At 36.6% G+C, this 17,621-nt stretch carries 16 protein-coding genes; 12 read left to right on the top strand and 4 right to left on the bottom strand.

Translation table 11 applies throughout. The features are described from left to right. Nucleotide 1: 1 nt before the first annotated feature. The 8 genes from pyrE (at nt 2) to M2919_RS01720 (ending at nt 9,439) form a co-directional block, all read left to right on the top strand. Nucleotides 2–634 (top strand): orotate phosphoribosyltransferase, encoded by a 633-nt coding sequence (gene pyrE, locus M2919_RS01755; RefSeq protein WP_248849042.1) that lies wholly within the window; start codon nt 2–4, stop codon nt 632–634. A 25-nt stretch (nt 635–659) separates the two neighbouring features. After that, nucleotides 660–1,376 carry a carbonic anhydrase family protein gene (locus M2919_RS01750; RefSeq protein ID WP_248849460.1) on the top strand — a complete coding sequence of 239 codons (717 nt, stop codon included), beginning with the start codon at nt 660–662 and terminating at the stop codon, nt 1,374–1,376. Nucleotides 1,377–1,481: 105 nt separating this feature from the next. Further along, complete coding sequence (locus tag M2919_RS01745) at nt 1,482–3,314, top strand: cation:proton antiporter family protein (RefSeq protein WP_248849041.1); 1,833 nt, start codon at nt 1,482–1,484, stop codon at nt 3,312–3,314. 162 nt (nt 3,315–3,476) lie between these two features. Continuing rightward, a complete protein-coding gene (locus M2919_RS01740; protein ID WP_248849040.1) occupies nt 3,477–4,376 on the top strand; it encodes a phosphate ABC transporter substrate-binding protein PstS family protein in 900 nt (299 codons plus the stop codon). A gap of 88 nt (nt 4,377–4,464) precedes the next feature. Beyond that, nucleotides 4,465–5,184, top strand: a complete 720-nt coding sequence (locus M2919_RS01735; RefSeq protein WP_248849039.1) for a response regulator transcription factor — start codon at nt 4,465–4,467, stop codon at nt 5,182–5,184. Beyond that, the gene (locus M2919_RS01730; RefSeq protein WP_248849038.1) at nt 5,181–6,911 is read left to right on the top strand and encodes a sensor histidine kinase; all 1,731 of its coding nucleotides are present in this window, start codon (nt 5,181–5,183) and stop codon (nt 6,909–6,911) included. The genes M2919_RS01735 and M2919_RS01730 overlap by 4 nt, the downstream gene beginning before the upstream one ends. A gap of 67 nt (nt 6,912–6,978) precedes the next feature. Next, on the top strand, nt 6,979–8,181 hold the full coding sequence (locus tag M2919_RS01725) for a chloride channel protein (protein ID WP_248849037.1): 1,203 nt from the start codon (nt 6,979–6,981) through the stop codon (nt 8,179–8,181). A 106-nt stretch (nt 8,182–8,287) separates the two neighbouring features. Next, nucleotides 8,288–9,439 carry an amidohydrolase gene (locus M2919_RS01720; RefSeq protein WP_248849036.1) on the top strand — a complete coding sequence of 384 codons (1,152 nt, stop codon included), beginning with the start codon at nt 8,288–8,290 and terminating at the stop codon, nt 9,437–9,439. Nucleotides 9,440–9,471: 32 nt separating this feature from the next. On the opposite strand, the gene M2919_RS01715 is transcribed toward M2919_RS01720, so the two are convergent. Both M2919_RS01715 and M2919_RS01710 read right to left on the bottom strand, forming a co-directional pair. Then, complete coding sequence (locus tag M2919_RS01715; RefSeq protein ID WP_248849035.1) at nt 9,472–10,071, bottom strand: class I SAM-dependent methyltransferase; 600 nt, start codon at nt 10,069–10,071, stop codon at nt 9,472–9,474. A gap of 253 nt (nt 10,072–10,324) precedes the next feature. Next, nucleotides 10,325–10,804 carry a hypothetical protein gene (locus tag M2919_RS01710; protein ID WP_248849034.1) on the bottom strand — a complete coding sequence of 160 codons (480 nt, stop codon included), beginning with the start codon at nt 10,802–10,804 and terminating at the stop codon, nt 10,325–10,327. A 324-nt stretch (nt 10,805–11,128) separates the two neighbouring features. Between M2919_RS01710 and M2919_RS01705 the strand changes: the two genes are divergently transcribed. The 4 genes from M2919_RS01705 to M2919_RS01690 are packed head-to-tail and all read left to right on the top strand — an operon-like array spanning nt 11,129 to nt 16,251. Then, nucleotides 11,129–12,529 (top strand): PTS mannitol transporter subunit IIBC, encoded by a 1,401-nt coding sequence (locus tag M2919_RS01705; protein WP_248849033.1) that lies wholly within the window; start codon nt 11,129–11,131, stop codon nt 12,527–12,529. A 31-nt stretch (nt 12,530–12,560) separates the two neighbouring features. Continuing rightward, nucleotides 12,561–14,630 (top strand): BglG family transcription antiterminator, encoded by a 2,070-nt coding sequence (locus tag M2919_RS01700; RefSeq protein ID WP_248849032.1) that lies wholly within the window; start codon nt 12,561–12,563, stop codon nt 14,628–14,630. Nucleotides 14,631–14,660: 30 nt separating this feature from the next. Then, nucleotides 14,661–15,089, top strand: coding sequence for a PTS mannitol transporter subunit IIA (locus M2919_RS01695; protein ID WP_248849031.1), 429 nt, complete (start codon nt 14,661–14,663; stop codon nt 15,087–15,089). A gap of 1 nt (nt 15,090) precedes the next feature. After that, entirely contained in the window at nt 15,091–16,251 is a 1,161-nt protein-coding gene (locus M2919_RS01690) for a mannitol-1-phosphate 5-dehydrogenase (RefSeq protein ID WP_248849030.1), read from the top strand. A 35-nt stretch (nt 16,252–16,286) separates the two neighbouring features. Here the strand turns inward: M2919_RS01690 and M2919_RS01685 are convergent, their stop codons facing one another. Beyond that, nucleotides 16,287–16,946, bottom strand: a complete 660-nt coding sequence (locus M2919_RS01685) for an amino acid ABC transporter permease (RefSeq protein WP_023606229.1) — start codon at nt 16,944–16,946, stop codon at nt 16,287–16,289. Nucleotides 16,947–16,966: 20 nt separating this feature from the next. Continuing rightward, nucleotides 16,967–17,614, bottom strand: a complete 648-nt coding sequence (locus M2919_RS01680; RefSeq protein ID WP_248849029.1) for an amino acid ABC transporter permease — start codon at nt 17,612–17,614, stop codon at nt 16,967–16,969. Nucleotides 17,615–17,621 lie beyond the last annotated feature (7 nt).

Genomic DNA, 17,621 nt, shown 5'->3' with positions numbered 1-17,621 from the left:
TATGACAAATGCCAAAGAAATTGCCAAACATTTACTTGATATTAAAGCGGTTAGTTTAAGTCCTACAGCGCCTTTTACTTGGGCGAGTGGCTTGAAAAGTCCTATTTATTGTGACAATCGAGTGACGATGAGCTATCCAGTAGTTCGTCGTCAAATAGCACAAGGATTGGCGCAGCTCATTCAAGATACATATGGAGAAATCGATGTCGTTGCTGGAACGGCTACGGCAGGTATCCCACATGCAGCGTGGGTAGCGGAAATTTTAGATTTGCCGATGATTTATATTCGAAGCAGTGCTAAAAAACACGGAAAAGGCAATCAAATTGAAGGAGTGCTACATGAAGGACAACGTGTGGTCGTCATTGAAGACTTAATATCAACAGGGGGAAGTGTTTTAGAAGCGACAGATGCTGTAGAAAATGCCGGTGGGAAAGTTTTAGGCGTTGCTGCTATCTTCACTTATGAATTAGCACAAGCAACAAAGCAGTTTTCTGCTAAAAATATGGCGTTTACAACCCTTACGCAATATTCAACTCTCATTGAAGTCGCACGTGAAAATAGCGTTATTTCAGAAAATGAGTTAAAATTACTTATGCAGTGGCGCGAAAACCCGCAAGAATGGAATGCCCTGTAACGCTAAAATGAAATGAGTGAGGATTATGAAAAGTACCGCTTCAAATTTAATACTCCCATGGGATTATCATAATAATGGACCCGAAAAGTGGGCGACCTTGACAGATGAGTTTAAAAAGGCGGGTGAAGAACCGCTTCAATCGCCAATTGCGTTAGGTAAAAGCGAACTAACATCTGGAGCTTTACCCGATTCCTTGACTTTCCATTATCAAGCGACCATTTTTGAAAAATCCTTACAAACCTATACGTTACATTTACTACCAACACATCAAGAGAATACGATAGTTTGGCAAGATGTCACTTATATCTTAGAAGATGTTCACTTTCATATTCCGAGTGAGCATACATTGGATGATAAGGCTAGCGAAATCGAGTTTCATTTCGTACATCGTAACCAACAAGATGAGTTACTTGTAATCGGTTGTTTATATAATCAGAGCGAAACAATCTCAGGGTTGTTTGATACAGGTCTTTCCGAAGAACAACATTGGTATGAGTCAGCTGACAACATCTCTTTTGATCCACGTATGTTATTACCTGTGTCACCAAGCTTCTACTATTATCACGGCTCCTTAACGACCCCTCCAACAGTTAGTGGTGTGAAATGGCTCGTTATGGATGATATTTATCATATACAGCCGCATTTATTTTTACAGCTAAAAGATTTTTTACAAAGTACACACAATAATCGACCATTACAACCAGCTTTTCATCGTATGGTGTGTCATTGTCCTAATCATTAATAGAAAGAAGAGTCTATGCTTTATGCCATGCAAGACTCTTCTTTTTGTTTGACTTTTTATACGAATTCACGTAACTTGTTAAGAAAATAAGAAAGGACGTTTGATATGGAAAAATTACCATTGGTCATTGTGTTACTAGCGGCGCTTTTAATTCCACTTATGATGGGGAAATTTAAAATTAATGTCTTTCCATCGATTGTAGCAGAAATTATTGTCGGAATTATTTTAGGAAAGAGCGTTTTAAATATTATTGAAATTGGGGATTATTTGGAGATATTTTCATCCTTTGGGGTCGTGTTTTTAGTATTTCTTAGTGGGATGGAAATTGACTTTTCTTTATTTAAAAAGAAAGAAGAGACATCCGATGAGGACACGAAAGCAGTTAATCCTTTGAAGATAGCTCTGACAGCATATTTGACTATGCTAGTCCTATCGTTTGCTGTCAGTTACTTTTTTCATTTTAGTGGTTTATTTGAAGATTACTGGTTGTTATTTATTATTTTCACCTCTATTGCCTTAGGAATTGTGATTGCTTCACTAAAAGAAAGAGAACTTCTCAGCCAGCCTTTTGGACAAACTATACTTCTGATTGCAGTGTTAGGTGAGATTACGCCATTGGTCTTATTAACGGTTTATTCTTCCGTATTTGGCTCGGCCGATAGTAATTTATGGATGATCCTTTTAATATTAGGTGTAGCAGCCTTATTATTACGTTTTAAGAAAGTTTATACGTTTTTTGAAGAAATCGATAAAGTTACCACGCAACTCGATATTCGTTTAGCCTTTTTTATTATTTTGACGCTGGTTGCAGTTGCTGAAGGAACTGGAGCTGAAAGTGTTTTAGGCGCCTTTTTAGCTGGGATTGTAATGAAACTATTAAAACCACGTGAAAGTACCGTTGAAAAACTGGATTCTTTTGGCTATGGATTTTTTATTCCGATTTACTTTATCGTGACAGGTGTTAAGTTAGATTTATCTTCTATTTTTTCAGATGCCAAAACGTTATTACTTATTCCATTATTCTTTATTTCATTTTTCTTAACGAGAATATTGGTTATTCCAATTTTAAACCGTCATTTTAAACGCACCAATGCCTGGGCAGGGACTTTTTTATCTGCTACTACTTTAACGCTTATTCTTCCAATTTTGGAAGTGGCCGAGCAAGTGGGCGCAGTGAATGACAACGAAAAGGGTGCGTTGATTTTAGCTTCTGTTTTAACTTGTGTGTTTTTCCCACTTTTCTATAATAAACTATATCAAAAAGAACCAACGGAAAATCGCCCAACTCGAGTTAGTATTATTGGTACCAATTCATTAACCATGGCGGTAGCCAATGAGCTATTAAAGAAAAACTATGAGGTCAATCTTCTCACAGATGATGAACAAGCCTATCATACTTTCAATAGTGAAGGACGCGTGCAATTAGTTAGTTCTATGGTTGAGCACTTTCCTGAACATTTAACGCCTACAACGACCGATGTTTTAATTATTAATTACGACGATACGGACAATGAAAGTCAAATGGCACGGTTAGCAAAAGAACGAGGAATTGAGCGAGTTATCGTTCATTTCGAGACTAATAATATTGTAGAAGATACCTATAGTGAACTAAGTGATTATGGCATTGAAATCTTTAGTACATTTGATGCACAGGCTAGTTTGTTACGCACGATGGTAGAAACGCCGTCGATTATGAAAATTATTGATGATACAGAAACAGGTTTATATGAAGCAACGGTTAAAAATAGTCGCTACGCTGGTATTCCGATTAAGCAGTTACCATTTGTCGATGCGATGACAATTAGTAATATTAGAAGAGGAGATCAACTCTTAACACCGCACGGAAATACGATAATTGAGCTAGATGACCATTTAATTTTCACAGGTCAAAAAGAAGAAATTACAGGTATCAAACAACAATTAGAACGAAAAAATTAAAGATAAAGCAAGCAAGTGAGTGAAGACACTTGCTTGCTTTTTATCTTTACGTAAACTTTACAATAGTCTGACACGAGTTTTTACATCTAGACGTTATGATAAGTATGTGGTTGAGAGACATCACTATCATAAAAACACAGAGTAAAGGAGACGCGTAAAGTAATGAAAAAAATAGGTGTCGTAACACTATTAGCAAGTTTTGCTCTAGCAATGGCTGGTTGTAGCAGTGGCGGTCAAACGGAGGAACCGGCAACTAATAGCAGCAAAGCAGCAAGTAAGGGAAATGAAAAGGTAGAGATTAGCGCAGTCGGTTCAACAGCGCTCCAACCGTTAGTTGAAAATATAGCCGATATTTATATGACGGATAATCCCAATTACACAATTGTTGTGCAAGGTGGAGGAAGCGGCACAGGTTTAAGCCAGATTGTAGCAGGCGCAGTGGATATCGGAAACTCTGATATTTTCGCAGAAGAAAAAGATGGCATTGACGCGAGTGAATTAGTCGATAATCAAATCGCTGTCGTTGGAATGGCTCCTGTTGTGAATAAGGATGCGGGAGTTGAAGATTTAACTACTGAGCAGCTGATTGATGTCTTTACTGGTAAAGTGACAAATTGGAAAGACTTAGGTGGAAAAGACCAAGATATACTTGTTGTTAACCGTGCTCAAGGTAGTGGAACACGAGCTACTTTTGAAAAATGGGCGTTGGATGGAGCTCAATCGATTGCTTCACAAGAACAAGATTCTTCAGGTACCGTTAAAAAAATCGTAGCTGAAACACCCGGTGCTGTTAGCTACCTTGCCTTTTCTTACTTAGATGATACACTGACAACGTTAAAAGTTGATGGCGTTGAAGCGACAACAGAAAACGTTGCAACAAACGATTGGAAAATCTGGTCATATGAGCATATGTATACAAGAAAAGATGCAAAACCAGAAGTAAAAGAGTTTATTGACTACATTCTATCAGATGATGTACAAAAAAATGTGGTAGAAAAGTTAAACTATATTCCAATAACATCAATGGATGTCACGCGTGATGTCGACGGTAATATCAAATAATCGTCACTCTAGATTTTCTCAGAGATTGATGACTATGTTATAATAATAGGACAATAGATCATCTTATAGTCTGAGAGGAGCGAGTAGCTTGAAACATATTTTGGTTGTTGATGACGAACCGTCAATTACGACGTTATTAAAATATCATCTTGAAAAAGAAAATATGACGGTGACGGTCGTTCATGATGGACAGGCTGCTTACGACGCAGCGTTAAACTATTCATTTGATTTTATTATATTAGATTTAATGTTACCTAAGTTGGATGGTTTTGAAGTAACCCAACTTTTGCGAGCTGAGCATATTATGACCCCCATCATTATGCTTACCGCAAAAGAGGATACCGTTGATAAAATTATAGGTTTAGAAATGGGCGCCGATGATTATTTAACCAAACCATTTAGTCCACGCGAGTTAATGGCACGACTTAAAGCGGTTGAAAGACGTGGTTCTAGATATAAAGTTGAGCAGGTTCAACCAACAGAGCTTAACAATGATTCCCCCACAATCGTTGTTGGCGAGTTGATTGCCTATCCAGAGCAGTTTACCGTTTTGAAAAATGATGTCCCCCTATCATTAACTAAAAAAGAGTATGAATTGCTCATCTATTTTATGAAACGAAAAGGTCGAATTATTGACCGAGATACGTTAGCTCAACAACTTTGGGAAGATGAACTCTATCAACACTCTCGGACGATAGATATTCATATTAGTCATTTACGCGAAAAAATTGAAGACGCACCGAAAAATCCTCAATACTTAATAACGGTTAGAGGGTTTGGTTATAAATTACAGGAGCCGACACTATGAACCAACAACGTTATCTAAAAAAGAAAATAACTTATGTGATTGGTTTTATGATGCTTATTTTGTTAAGCATCATATTAACCAATCGTTTTTTTAATCAACAACAACTTGCAAACCAACAAGCCCAGCTGACTCGAGATGCTGAATGGATGATGCGTGTATTGGAACTCGAGAATCGTGAACGCTGGGAAGCTGGTCACTTAGAAAAAGCGAAACGTTACTTGGCTGCTAATCAACACCTTGATTTTTATGATCCAACTGGAGAGAAAATAGGCACAGATGTACAGGAAAGGGGATTTCCACCAGAAATTCAAGCGATTTTAAATCAAAATCAAGAGCGAGGAAGCGCGGTGCGTAATGTTTATCAAGCAACCTCGTACGTCTATTTAGCCTATCCAGTAAAATTCAATCACGAATTACAAGGAATAGTACGCATTAGTGAACCCTTAAGTACACCGAACAAGAGAGTGAAACAATTTCAATATGCATTAATCGGCATCGAAATTTTATTGTTTTTACTCGTATCTCTTTCACTTTGGATTATTGACCGACACAAAAAAGCCCCATTACAATATGCCGTTCCTATCTTAAAAGATTTTTTATCCCATCCTGAAAATCATCATGAATTAAGTGAGAACTCACAAGAGTGGGGCATACTTTACGAAGTCTTAAATGATGTGATGAAGGAAACAAATGATATGTATTATCAAAATCTCATTACGGAAGAACGGTTTTCATTCTTATTAGAACACCTATCGATCGGTATCATCGTACATCACGAGCAACTGAATGGTGACGTCCGCGTGACGAAAAATTCTGTGGCAGAAAAGTGGTTGTATCGTCAAAATGGACTTCAAGGGCAATTGGATGAGATGATAACAAACTTAAAACCTTTAAGACGAGATTGGGAAGAAGAAATCACGCTTAACTATCCAGAATTTCAAGTCATAAATGTATCGCTAAAATGGTTGAATACCAGTAATGCTATTGAGCGAGATGATTATGTTATAATGCTTTACGACTTAACGCCTATAAGGAAAATAGAACAAATTCAACACGACTTCATCCGCAATCTATCACACGAGTTAAAGACTCCGATTACTTCAATTATTGGATTTTCAGAAACATTGTTAGATAGTGCGCTAGAAGAACCCGAAGTAGCGCGCGAGTTTGTTCAAATTATAGAGAAAGAAGCGAAACGTTTATCACGGTTAATCCAAGATATGTTGTTACTATCTCGAACCGTAGAAACATTTGACGAACAGATAGCTCATAAAGAATCCATCGAGCAGTTGATAACAGAAGAAATCAATCTGTATCAGCCACTCATCAAACAAAAAAATCTATCTGTCATTGCAGAACTAGATGATGAAAGTCATCATTGCTTATTTCCATCTGTTTTTTTACAACCCATTATTAAAAATCTTCTGGAAAACGCATGTCTTTATACGGCCGAATCAGGTACGATTAAGATTCAAACGACGGTTTATGAGAATGAATTAATCCTGACGGTGACGGATGATGGCTGTGGTATACCTGAAGAGGAGCAAAATCGGATATTCGAACGTTTCTATCGTGTTAGTAAATCACGCCAACGACACACTGGTGGCTCTGGACTGGGACTTGCGATTGTGGCACACTATGTGGAATTGTTGGAAGGAAGTATTGAATTAAAAAGTAAATTAGGAGATGGCACTACGTTTAAAGTGACTCTCCCTATAACAAATTAACTTTACAACACCCTTTTCTTTGATAAACTAGAGAGGGTGTTTTTATTTTATTAGAGGAGGGAAGACGGTGCAGAGACAACAAGTATCTCAATACATCAAACTATTTTTTTCTGTTACCTTGATTAGCATAATCATGGGGGGATTAGCTTCTTTCTTTTTGAATAGTCTTACGCTAGTAAATGACATACGTTTACGTCATAGATGGTTAATTTATTTATTACCGATTGGTGGCATGATAACCAGATATTGTTATTTAAAATATGATAAAATGGCGGCTGAAGGCGTTAATCTTGTATTAAACCGTGCTAGAGGTCATCAAAATAGGATTCCAATCGGTATGTTACCACTCGCACTCTTTGGAACACTTTTAACTCATTTGCTTGGTGGTTCGGCAGGAAGAGAAGGGACGTCCGTGCAGATGGGCGGAGCTGTGGCTGAAGCCATTACCACGAGATTTGGCTTAGAGAAAGATAAAAGATATCAACGCCTGCTCATGATGACAGGCATAGCGGCAGGTTTTAGTGCAACGTTTGGTACACCGCTAGCTGGGACATTTTTTGCTTATGAAGCACCACGTTATCGTCATCTTCCGAAGATACAACCCTTACTCATTATTTATGCCAGTTTCCTTTCAAATATGATAGGCGAATTAGTGGGAGCGACGCATCGATTGTATCCTGTTGTCAATCTAGATCATATTTCGTTGAAAAACTTACTGTCCTTAGTCATATTGGGCATACTAGCTGGGATAGTCGCGTTTCTTTTTACTTTTAGCCTTACTATGTTAAAAAAAGTTTATCATGACTTAATAAGTAAACCGATTTTAATCAGTGCGATTGGAGCGGTTATATTCATATTCATTATCACTCTTTTCAAATTGGAAGATTATCAGGGGCTGAGTCTGCAGCTGTTTGATCGAGCTTTTTCAGAACAATCTTCTGGGTGGGACTTTTTAAAAAAATTAATGACAACCGTCTTAACACTTGCTGCAGGATTTCAAGGGGGAGAAGTCACCCCATTATTTGAAATCGGTGCTAGTCTTGGAAACGTCCTAGTTCATCAAGGTTTAACACTCTCTATTACGACAGCGGCTGCGTGTGGCTTTATCGCTGTGTTTGCAAGTGCTGCCAATATTCCAATAACTGGATTTATTATGGGAATCGAATTATTCGGTTGGGGTATTTTACCTTATTTATTTATTGTAATCCCTATTAGTTATTTAATCTCTACTTCAAGAACAATATATACGTCTCAATTAAAACCGTTGTAAATAGAAAACATCTATATTCTTCATTATATCCGTAATAATTTTTTATTAAACGCCATAAGGAATACTAGGAACTGACCCATTAAAATGGGACAGTTCCGTAACAGAAATGATACTAAAAGAAAAAGACTTTCTCGTTGATTTTAGACAAGATTTACATCAACATCCCGAATTGTCTATGGAAGAATATGAAACGACTAAAAAAGTCGCAAGTGAACTTGATAAACTAGGTGTTCCTTATCGTTTGACAGAACCTACTGGACTTATTGCAACGATTAAAGGCAATCAGGAAGGAAAGACAGTATTACTAAGAGCCGATATGGATGCACTTTCTGTACCAGAATTGAATGAAGGACTATCATACACATCACAAACTGATGGAAAAATGCATGCTTGTGGTCATGATTCACATACGGCTATGCTTTTAACAGCAGCGAAAGTTCTTGTTCAATTAAAAGAAGAATTAAACGGCACCGTACAGCTTGTATTTCAACCGGGAGAAGAAGTCGCTAAAGGTGCTAAAGTAATGATTAAACAAGGGGCTTTAGAAGGAGTCGACAACGTTTTCGGATTACATATTTGGTCACAGTTACCAAGTGGAGTTGTAGCATGTGATCCAGGTCCTAGTTTTGCAGCTGCTGATGTCTTAAAAATTCATTTTGAAGGGAAAGGTGGGCACGCTGCAATGCCACAACAAAGTGTGGATGCTGCAATAATGGCTTCCCAATTTGTTGCAAATGCGCAAGCGATTATATCACGAGAAATCGATCCATTAATGCCTGCAGTCTTAACGATTGGTAAAATGGAAGTTGGTCAACGATTTAATGTCATTGCTCAAGATGCTGTTTTAGAAGGAACTATCCGTACATTCCACAAAGAAGCTCGTGATACGGTGGAAGAAAAATTGCGCTGCTATGCGAATCAAATTGCAGCGATGTATGGTGGTAAAGTAACGATTGATTACGAACGCATTACTGAAGTAGTCGACAATGAAAAACAATCTGCCGAACTTGTAAAACAAATAACACGAGAAGCCTTCGGTGAAGAGTCAATAGCGAATCCTGCACCAACCATGGGCGGAGAAGATTTCGGATTCTTTATGACTGATACACCGGGAGCTTTCGCTCTAGTGGGTTCAGGAGATCCTGAAAAAGATACATGCTGGCCACATCATCATGGACGTTTTAATATCGATGAAGATGCCATGTTAGTTGGTGCAGAGTTATACGTTCAATATGCTATGAAGTATTTAGGTCAATAAGAAATAACCACTCTCTATTAGAAAGAGAGTGGTTATTTCTTTTTTAATACTAAACTATATGAAAAATGTTTCTTTATCTCATTGTGAGAGCATACATAAAATCCAGCTTTCTGAGCGAAACGAATTAAATCTCGTGTTCGATAAATAGATAAACCAAACTTATCAGCATGCATAAAAGAAAGGTACTGTTCATCCAGATAGATTAAGATGACTGTTCCATTTCTATTTAAGATACGAGCTAACTCTTTCAATACGATAGACAGATCCGACCAAAAGTAAAGCGTATTAATACTATAAATCATATCAAATTGTTCACTTAGATAATCTGTTTGATGAATATCACCTAAAGAAATATTAAGATTGGGCAAGGGATATATTTGTTTAGCATGAGTGACCATATCTGGAGCGTATTCAAGACCATAAAAGTTAGCATGATTTGAGTTTGCTAGTTGAGCTAATAATGATCCATTACCAAAACCAACTTCTAAAACAGATGGAGGTTTAGAATAATCAATCATATCAATAATAAAAGAGCGTTCACGATGAGTTAAATGTGACATCATGAAGGTACTAATGAGCCCAATATAGCCAGTTGGTTTAGCAAATGGTCGTGCAAGTTTTGATATTGTCATAAAATCATCCTTTAATTTTAACTATATAGTCACACTATAACATATAACTAGCAAGCAATCGTTTTAGCAGTAGGAAGAGCATATAGTAGTAAAATATTTTTAAAATCTTTGATTTTTTTAAAATAAGCTAAAAAATTAAGAAAAAGAGAATAATAGCGAGGGAATGACTACTTTATTTTAATAAATTATTATAGGTTTACATAATATATATTATACGAAGTAAAGTTTATTTTTATTATTAAACGTATAATCCTTAAGGTGTTTCTAAAATCAATTGATACTCTATTTTAGCATCATCTATTAATCGTAATGGATTATCAGGATTTCTTTTAAACGTCTTTTTAAAATCTTTACTTTGAAGCAAAACATATTTGTCTGTTAGTTTTAAACTGACGTCTTCAAAATTGTACGTTAATCGACTTGACTCCAAGTCAGTTTCTGTTAATTTAGTGGTCAAAAATTCTTGATTAAATCGATTGAGGTCATTATTTACAATGTCTGAATCTGGTTCATCAGTCACATACTGAAATGAGACGTACAATTTACCATTTTCATAATTATAGACGCCATCATGTTGATATGTATAAGAATCGGCCCAAACTTGCATGATACCAGCTTTAGAAATGTTGCTGTTACCACGATGTAATTTACTTTGATAGGACATTAATAAAAAGGATAAGGCAGAAATTAGCACGACGATTCCAATAATTTTAGATTTTTTATTAGTTTTCATCTAACAAAATCCTCCTTACATTAATCAATAGAAAACGCTTAAAAATACAACGAAAGCATTTTATTACTTATTTTAAGTATATAATATTTATCGTTAGGTTTCCAAATAATAACGTGCTATTCTATCAATGATTGTCCATAAATATTAGACTATGTTACTTTTGTCCGACAATCATGGACAAAACAGTTATTTCATTAGATTGTTATTCACATAGTAAAGCGGTTACTATATAGATGAACGAATTAGATAACGTTCAGTCTTCTTTTGCGCAAAAGAAACAATTCGTTTATTTACTCAAAGGAACTCATCATAAGGAGGAAAAAAATGAATAGTTCAGGAAATTTTAAAGTAAAAGTTCAACAGTTTGGTAGTTTTTTAAGTGGCATGATTATGCCCAATATTGGAGCATTTATCGCATGGGGTATTATTACAGCATTCTTTATTCCAACAGGTTGGTGGCCAAATGAAGCATTAGGTGAAATGGTAGGACCAACGATTACCTACCTCCTCCCTATCTTGATTGGTTACACAGGTGGTTCTTTAATTCATGATAAACGTGGTGGCGTTGTCGGAGCCATGGTTACGATGGGTGTCATTGTAGGAATAGATATACCAATGTTCTTAGGTGCCATGATTGTCGGACCACTATCTGCATGGTTAATGAAAAAATTCGATGATGCTATTGAAGGAAAAGTCCCTGCTGGTTTTGAAATGCTCGTCAACAACTTTTCTGCCGGTATTCTAGCAGCTATACTCACTATCGTGTCATTTTGGGCAATTGGACCTGCAGTTGAAACGCTTAATAAACTTTTAGCTAGTGGTGTTGCCTTTCTTATCGACCACTCTCTCCTACCCCTTGTTAGCTTGTTCGTAGAACCAGCTAAAGTGTTGTTTTTAAATAATGCGATTAATCACGGGGTGTTAGGACCAATTGCCATTGAACAAGCTAATGAAATTGGTAAATCCATCTTATTCTTAGTGGAAGCCAACCCTGGACCTGGTCTAGGTATCTTACTAGCATACACTGTTTTTGGAAAGGGCTCTGCAAAACAAACCGCACCGGGTGCAATGATTATTCATTTCTTAGGTGGGATTCATGAAATCTACTTCCCTTACATCTTAATGAAGCCTGCTTTACTATTAGCAGCGATTCTAGGTGGAATGTCTGGTATCTTTACGTTCTCACTTTTCAACGTTGGACTTGTAGCTCCGGCATCACCTGGTAGTATCTTCGCTCTACTAGCAATGACACCAAAAGGCGGTTACTTAGGTCTACTCGCTGGCGTTTTTGCTGCAGCAGCCGTTTCATTTGTTGTATCTGCCTTTATCTTAAAAACATCTAAAAATGATACAAAAGACTTAGCAGAAGCTCAAGCGGAATCAAAATCACTTAAGCAAACACGTGTCACTGCTGACAACGTTTCTGTTGAAAAAAATACGACTAATTTCGCAACACCAGACTTAATTGTTTTCGCTTGTGACGCTGGTATGGGCTCAAGTGCTATGGGGGCTTCAGTTCTTCGGAAAAAAATCAAAGATGCTGGTCTTGATATTAAAGTGATCAATAAAGCCATTTCTCAAATTCCTGAAGAGGCAGATATTATTATCACGCATAAAGATTTGACTCCACGCGCCAAAGAGAAAAAAGCAGATGCCTACCATATTTCAGTCGATAATTTCTTAGCAAGTGATAAATATGATGAATTAGTTAATCGCTTAAAATAAAATAAACATCAGAAAGGATTTGTGAATCGATATGTATTTAACAGCACGTTCTCGCCTTATTTTAGAACAGTTACTTTTAACTAAAACATATCATGACGTGACAGAGCTAGCTGAACGTTTTGAAGTCAGTGAACGCACGATTCGTCGTGACTTAAAAGAAGTAACTGAACTTTTAGAAGAAAATGGTTTAACCTTGAAACGTGACAAACAAGCCATATCGATTCAAGGATCCGAAGAAAAAATCGAGGCATTTAAATGGCAAGTTTTAGATTTAACTTACAATGATTATACTCCTGACGAACGTCAACAGTATATTTTAAAAGAACTTCTAAAAGCGACCGATAGCATTAAACTTGTCGCGCTTGCTAATGATTTAAATGTGACCGTCGCAACGGTTAGTAATGACCTTTCTAAAATTGAGAACGATTTTTTCCTTGCTAACAAGATTATTAGAAAGCCTGGTCTTGGTATTTATTTAGATATTGATGAAAAGTCAAAGCGTCAGCTTTTAAGTGACCTTTTTTGGAAAAGAATATCGCATAGTCAATTTATACAGCTTTATAATCAACGAAATACCAATGCTTTTTTTGAAGAACGTCTCGATTTCTTATTTGAAAATATAGATATTAAAATTATCGAACGTGGCTTGTCATATATAAAAGAAGTGTTTGGTCCTGGAATTTCAGATGATGCTTATTTTAATCTTGTGATTCATTTAGCCGTATCAGTAGAACGGATTTTAGAGGGGAATGCCTTACCTGTTCCTGAAAACTTATCGGATTTAAAACAACTACCTGAGTATCAGATTACCCGTGACCTTTTGGAACAGACATTAGCAGACGTATTACCCACCATTCCTGAAGGAGAAATTGCTTTTCTGACCACTCACATTCGTGGAACGAAAACTTACGGTGTCACTGAGTATTACAGTGAAAACGAACACTTCTATGCGACAACGTTAGCTGCCCAGCTTATCCGTCTTGTTTCAGAAAATGTAGAGCAAGAGCTTTACACGGAAACGTTGTTAAAAGGTTTAACCGCACACTTGCGTCCGACATTAAGACGGCTGCAGGATGGGTTAAGTATAAATAATCCACTTTTAGAAACGATAAAAGAAGATTATCAAGACTTATTTTATGTGATCAGACATATCTTTGATACTCATTATCCTGAAATGACTATTCCTGATGAAGAAATCGGATTTTTGGTCTTACACTTTGGAGCAGCTATTTTACAAAATTCGCAAAAGGCAAGTCTTTCAGGTTTAGTCATCTGTGCAAGTGGCATCGGCACGTCAAAAATGTTAGTCACACGCTTAAAAAAGGCGATTCCACAATTAAAGTATTTAAAGACGATTTCTCTTTTTGAATTAGAACGCAATCTAGCGTCACATGATTATGACGTTATTGTATCGACTATCGATTTAGGTAAAGTACCCTATCGTTATTTTTTAGTCTCCCCTATCCTAACCGATCGAGAACTTTCAAAAATTGAGATACATTTACAATCAAAAATATCAACATACGCGCGTCGTACGACGTCTGTAGTTAACGACGTGACGTTAAATAAGCATGAAGCTCTTCACTTTATTCAAAAACAAGAAGAAAAACTTAAAGTAGTTCATTCTCTTATGAAACGTTTTGAGGTTCACCCCATCAATAGTCCCAAAGGAACGCAAGAGGATGTACTACGTGCGATGTGTACTAACTTACTACACTATGAAAGAAATCTAGATATAGAGGCACTAGTCGCCTCTATGAGATTAAGGGAAGAATGGAGTGGCTTTGGCGTGACTGGGACACAAATTGCACTCTTTCATGCTAGAACTGCTGAAGTCGATGAACCTGTTTTCCAACTCTTCCCTATTTTAAATGGCACGATGTTAATACCAGGTATGGACGGAAAAGAAATTGCTGTCAATACGTTGGTTTTATTACTCGCACCAGAAAAATTTGAAACAGAAGGCTTAGATATTTTAAGTCAACTAAGCTCTATGCTAATTGAAAATCAAGAAACGATAGACTTGATAGAGTCCGGTAACACAGAAGAGATTTCCTCTTTTGTGATTGCAAAACTCTTATCTTTTTTAAACGAATCTTGATAAAGGTATTTAAACACTGGAGGAACGCATATGTTATTACAAAAAAAAGATTTACGATTAAATCAACATTTTACAAATAAAGAAGAAGCAATCCGTATGGCCGGACAATTATTAGTCGACAATGGTTACGTCACCTCTGATTACATTGACAGCATGGTAGCGCGTGATGCGTTAACATCCACGTATATTGGCAATATGGTAGCCATCCCTCACGGTACAGAAGGCTCGCAAGAAAGTATTATCGAATCAGGCATTGTCTTACTACAAGTACCTAACGGCGTTGAATTTGACGGAGAAACCGTTAAAATTGTGATAGGTATTGCCGGCAAAGGTGATAGTCATTTAGATTTGTTATCTAACATTGCCATTGTTTGTTCTGATCATGAAAACGTGGAAGCACTTGTTGCCGCAACTTCTGCTGAAGAAATCATCGCTATTTTTAATGAAGGCGGTGAGTAATATGTCAAAACCAATTGCAATTCAGTTTGGGGCCGGCAATATTGGACGAGGTTTTATCGGTTGGTTACTCCATGAATCTGGTTACCATGTTATATTTTCAGATGTAAATGCCGATTTAGTCGATGAAATCAATCGACAAAAACAGTATAATGTTATCTTAGCTGAAGAAAACCAAACGACGACGGTTATTAACGATATTTCAGCAATTAATAGTCAAAAAAATCCAGAGCAATTACAAGCAGCGATTAAAGAAGCAGAAATTATCACCACCGCAGTTGGTCCTACTGTTCTTCCATATTTGGCTGAAAATCTAGCAGCTGGTATCGAGTTAAGAGCAAACGAACAACCATCGTCACTAGTAATTATTGCCTGTGAAAATATGATTGGCGGTTCAGAAAGCTTAAAAGAAGCCGTCTACCCTCTTCTATCTGACAAAGGCGTCGCTTATGCTGATAAATACGTACGCTTCCCTAATGCGGCAGTCGACCGTATTGTACCTGACCAACATCATGATAATCCACTAACGGTTATGGTCGAACCTTTCTATGAATGGGTCGTAGAAAAACCAAAAGATGAAAGTATCACCATACCTACTATTAATGGAATGAAACTTGTAGATGATTTAGAGCCATATATCGAGCGTAAATTATTTACTGTTAATACCGGCCATGCAGTGACAGCCTATCTGGGCTATATGAAAGAAATTGAATCAATAGAAGATGCTATACATAATGAACGCATTCTTTTTGCAGTTCGAAGTGCCTTAGAAGAAACAGGTGCTCTTTTAATTAAAAAATATCAATTTTCTAAAAAAGAGCATGAGAAATACATTGATAAAATTATTAATCGCTTCAAAAATCCTTATATATCAGATTACGTCGTGCGCGTAGGGCGTTCGCCTATACGTAAAATTGGCGCTAATGACCGCTTTGTCATGCCAGCCAAGCAATATGTCGAAGCCTTTAATACAACACCAAAAGCTCTTTCGCATGCTATTGCTGCAGCACTACTTTTCACTTATGATGGTGACCATGAAGCAAATGATTTACAAAAAGCTATTAAAGAAAATGGTCTGGATGCTACAATTACAGCCTATACAGGCATAGAACCTTATACCAAACTATTCGAAGAAGTAAAAGAAGCTTATCTAGAATTAGCCTAAAAAAAGAGAGTTTAGCAATTTTGCTAAACTCTCTTTTAAGCTGTCGCCCATCTTTTTTCCAATTCTCTTGAAAGAATTGAAAGTGAATAACAAATAATAAAGTAAAAAAATGTCATAGCGAGAAACATTGGCAAAACAGCATTAGGCTGTTGAGCATAAATAATTTTGGCATTGTGTGTTAACTCTGGTAACGAAATAATTACCGCTAATGAAGTGTCACGTATTAAAGAAATAAATTGACTCACAATGGGTGGAATCATAATTTTTAACGCTTGTGGAAAGATGATATACCATAATGTTTGGAAATAGTTTAATCCAGTAGAACGTCCTGCCTCCATTTGTCCTTTTGGAACGGCCACTAATCCTGCTCGTATGATTTCAGAAAGCATAGCCGATTCAAATACCGTTAAAGCTACGACTGCCGACCAAAATATATTAAACTGTATCCCTATTTGTGGTAAAGCAAAATAGGTAAAAAAGATAATTAATAATAATGGTAAGTTTCGGATGATGTCAATAATAATACCGACAATTAAAGAGACGTATGGAATTTTCATATATCTGACAACCCCAAGTAAACCGCCAATAATAAAACTTAGAACAATAGAAACTAAGGCAACTTTTACTGTAACCGCTAGTCCATCCAGTAAAAAACGAATGTTAATCCATGAATATGCTTGTAGAAAATTTGACATTGTATAGCCTCCCTTCACGATTAATTAGAATGACGTAATTGATTTTCAATATAACGCATTAAGTACGATAACGGTAGTGTTAAAAACAAGTAAAACAATCCAATTAGTGAGTATGTTTCAATAGTTTGAAAAGTTGTCGTTGCAATTAAATCACCTTGATACATCAAATCTAAACCTGTCACCATGGCCAAAATAGACGAGTTTTTGATTAAATTGATAAACTGATTGCCTAGTGGTGGAATAACCACTTTAAACGCTTGTGGCAAAACAATATAAAACATTGCTTGCATGTAAGATAGACCTGTCGAACGTCCCGCTTCAAGCTGACCTTTAGGAATACTTAGGATACCTGCACGAACAGTGTCCGCTATAAAAGCTGAAGTATATAAAGTTAATCCAATTGTTCCTGCCCAAAACCCATCAAAATTAACACCATAGATAGGCATCACAACAAAGAAAAACATCACAACAATTAGTAACGGGACATTTCGAAAGAAATCGACATAGATTGCCCCTATTTTTCTTAAAAATTTTATGGGAGAAACTTCTAAAAGTGCCATAAATGTTCCTATGATTAAGCTAGAGACTAAGGCTAATAGACTTGCTGTCAACGTCACTTTTAGCCCTGATAATAACATATATTGATTATTTAGGAATATATCTTTCATCGTATCT

The organism is Vagococcus lutrae (assembly GCF_023299185.1).
Lineage (GTDB): Bacteria > Bacillota > Bacilli > Lactobacillales > Vagococcaceae > Vagococcus_A > Vagococcus_A lutrae.
This window is presented reverse-complemented; position numbering and strand designations above follow the sequence as displayed.

Bases quoted from the DNA above. Each gene is read 5' to 3' on its own strand.
- M2919_RS01705 (WP_248849033.1), top strand. From the start codon at position 11,129: ATGAATAGTTCAGGAAATTTTAAAGTAAAAGTTCAACAGTTTGGTAGT.
- M2919_RS01750 (WP_248849460.1), top strand. From the start codon at position 660: ATGAAAAGTACCGCTTCAAATTTAATACTCCCATGGGATTATCATAAT.
- M2919_RS01730 (WP_248849038.1), top strand. From the start codon at position 5,181: ATGAACCAACAACGTTATCTAAAAAAGAAAATAACTTATGTGATTGGT.
- M2919_RS01690 (WP_248849030.1), top strand. From the start codon at position 15,091: ATGTCAAAACCAATTGCAATTCAGTTTGGGGCCGGCAATATTGGACGA.
- M2919_RS01715 (WP_248849035.1), bottom strand. From the start codon at position 10,071: ATGACAATATCAAAACTTGCACGACCATTTGCTAAACCAACTGGCTAT.
- M2919_RS01720 (WP_248849036.1), top strand. From the start codon at position 8,288: ATGATACTAAAAGAAAAAGACTTTCTCGTTGATTTTAGACAAGATTTA.
- M2919_RS01710 (WP_248849034.1), bottom strand. From the start codon at position 10,804: ATGAAAACTAATAAAAAATCTAAAATTATTGGAATCGTCGTGCTAATT.
- M2919_RS01685 (WP_023606229.1), bottom strand. From the start codon at position 16,946: ATGTCAAATTTTCTACAAGCATATTCATGGATTAACATTCGTTTTTTA.
- M2919_RS01700 (WP_248849032.1), top strand. From the start codon at position 12,561: ATGTATTTAACAGCACGTTCTCGCCTTATTTTAGAACAGTTACTTTTA.
- M2919_RS01680 (WP_248849029.1), bottom strand. From the start codon at position 17,614: ATGAAAGATATATTCCTAAATAATCAATATATGTTATTATCAGGGCTA.
- M2919_RS01695 (WP_248849031.1), top strand. From the start codon at position 14,661: ATGTTATTACAAAAAAAAGATTTACGATTAAATCAACATTTTACAAAT.
- M2919_RS01745 (WP_248849041.1), top strand. From the start codon at position 1,482: ATGGAAAAATTACCATTGGTCATTGTGTTACTAGCGGCGCTTTTAATT.
- M2919_RS01740 (WP_248849040.1), top strand. From the start codon at position 3,477: ATGAAAAAAATAGGTGTCGTAACACTATTAGCAAGTTTTGCTCTAGCA.
- pyrE (WP_248849042.1), top strand. From the start codon at position 2: ATGACAAATGCCAAAGAAATTGCCAAACATTTACTTGATATTAAAGCG.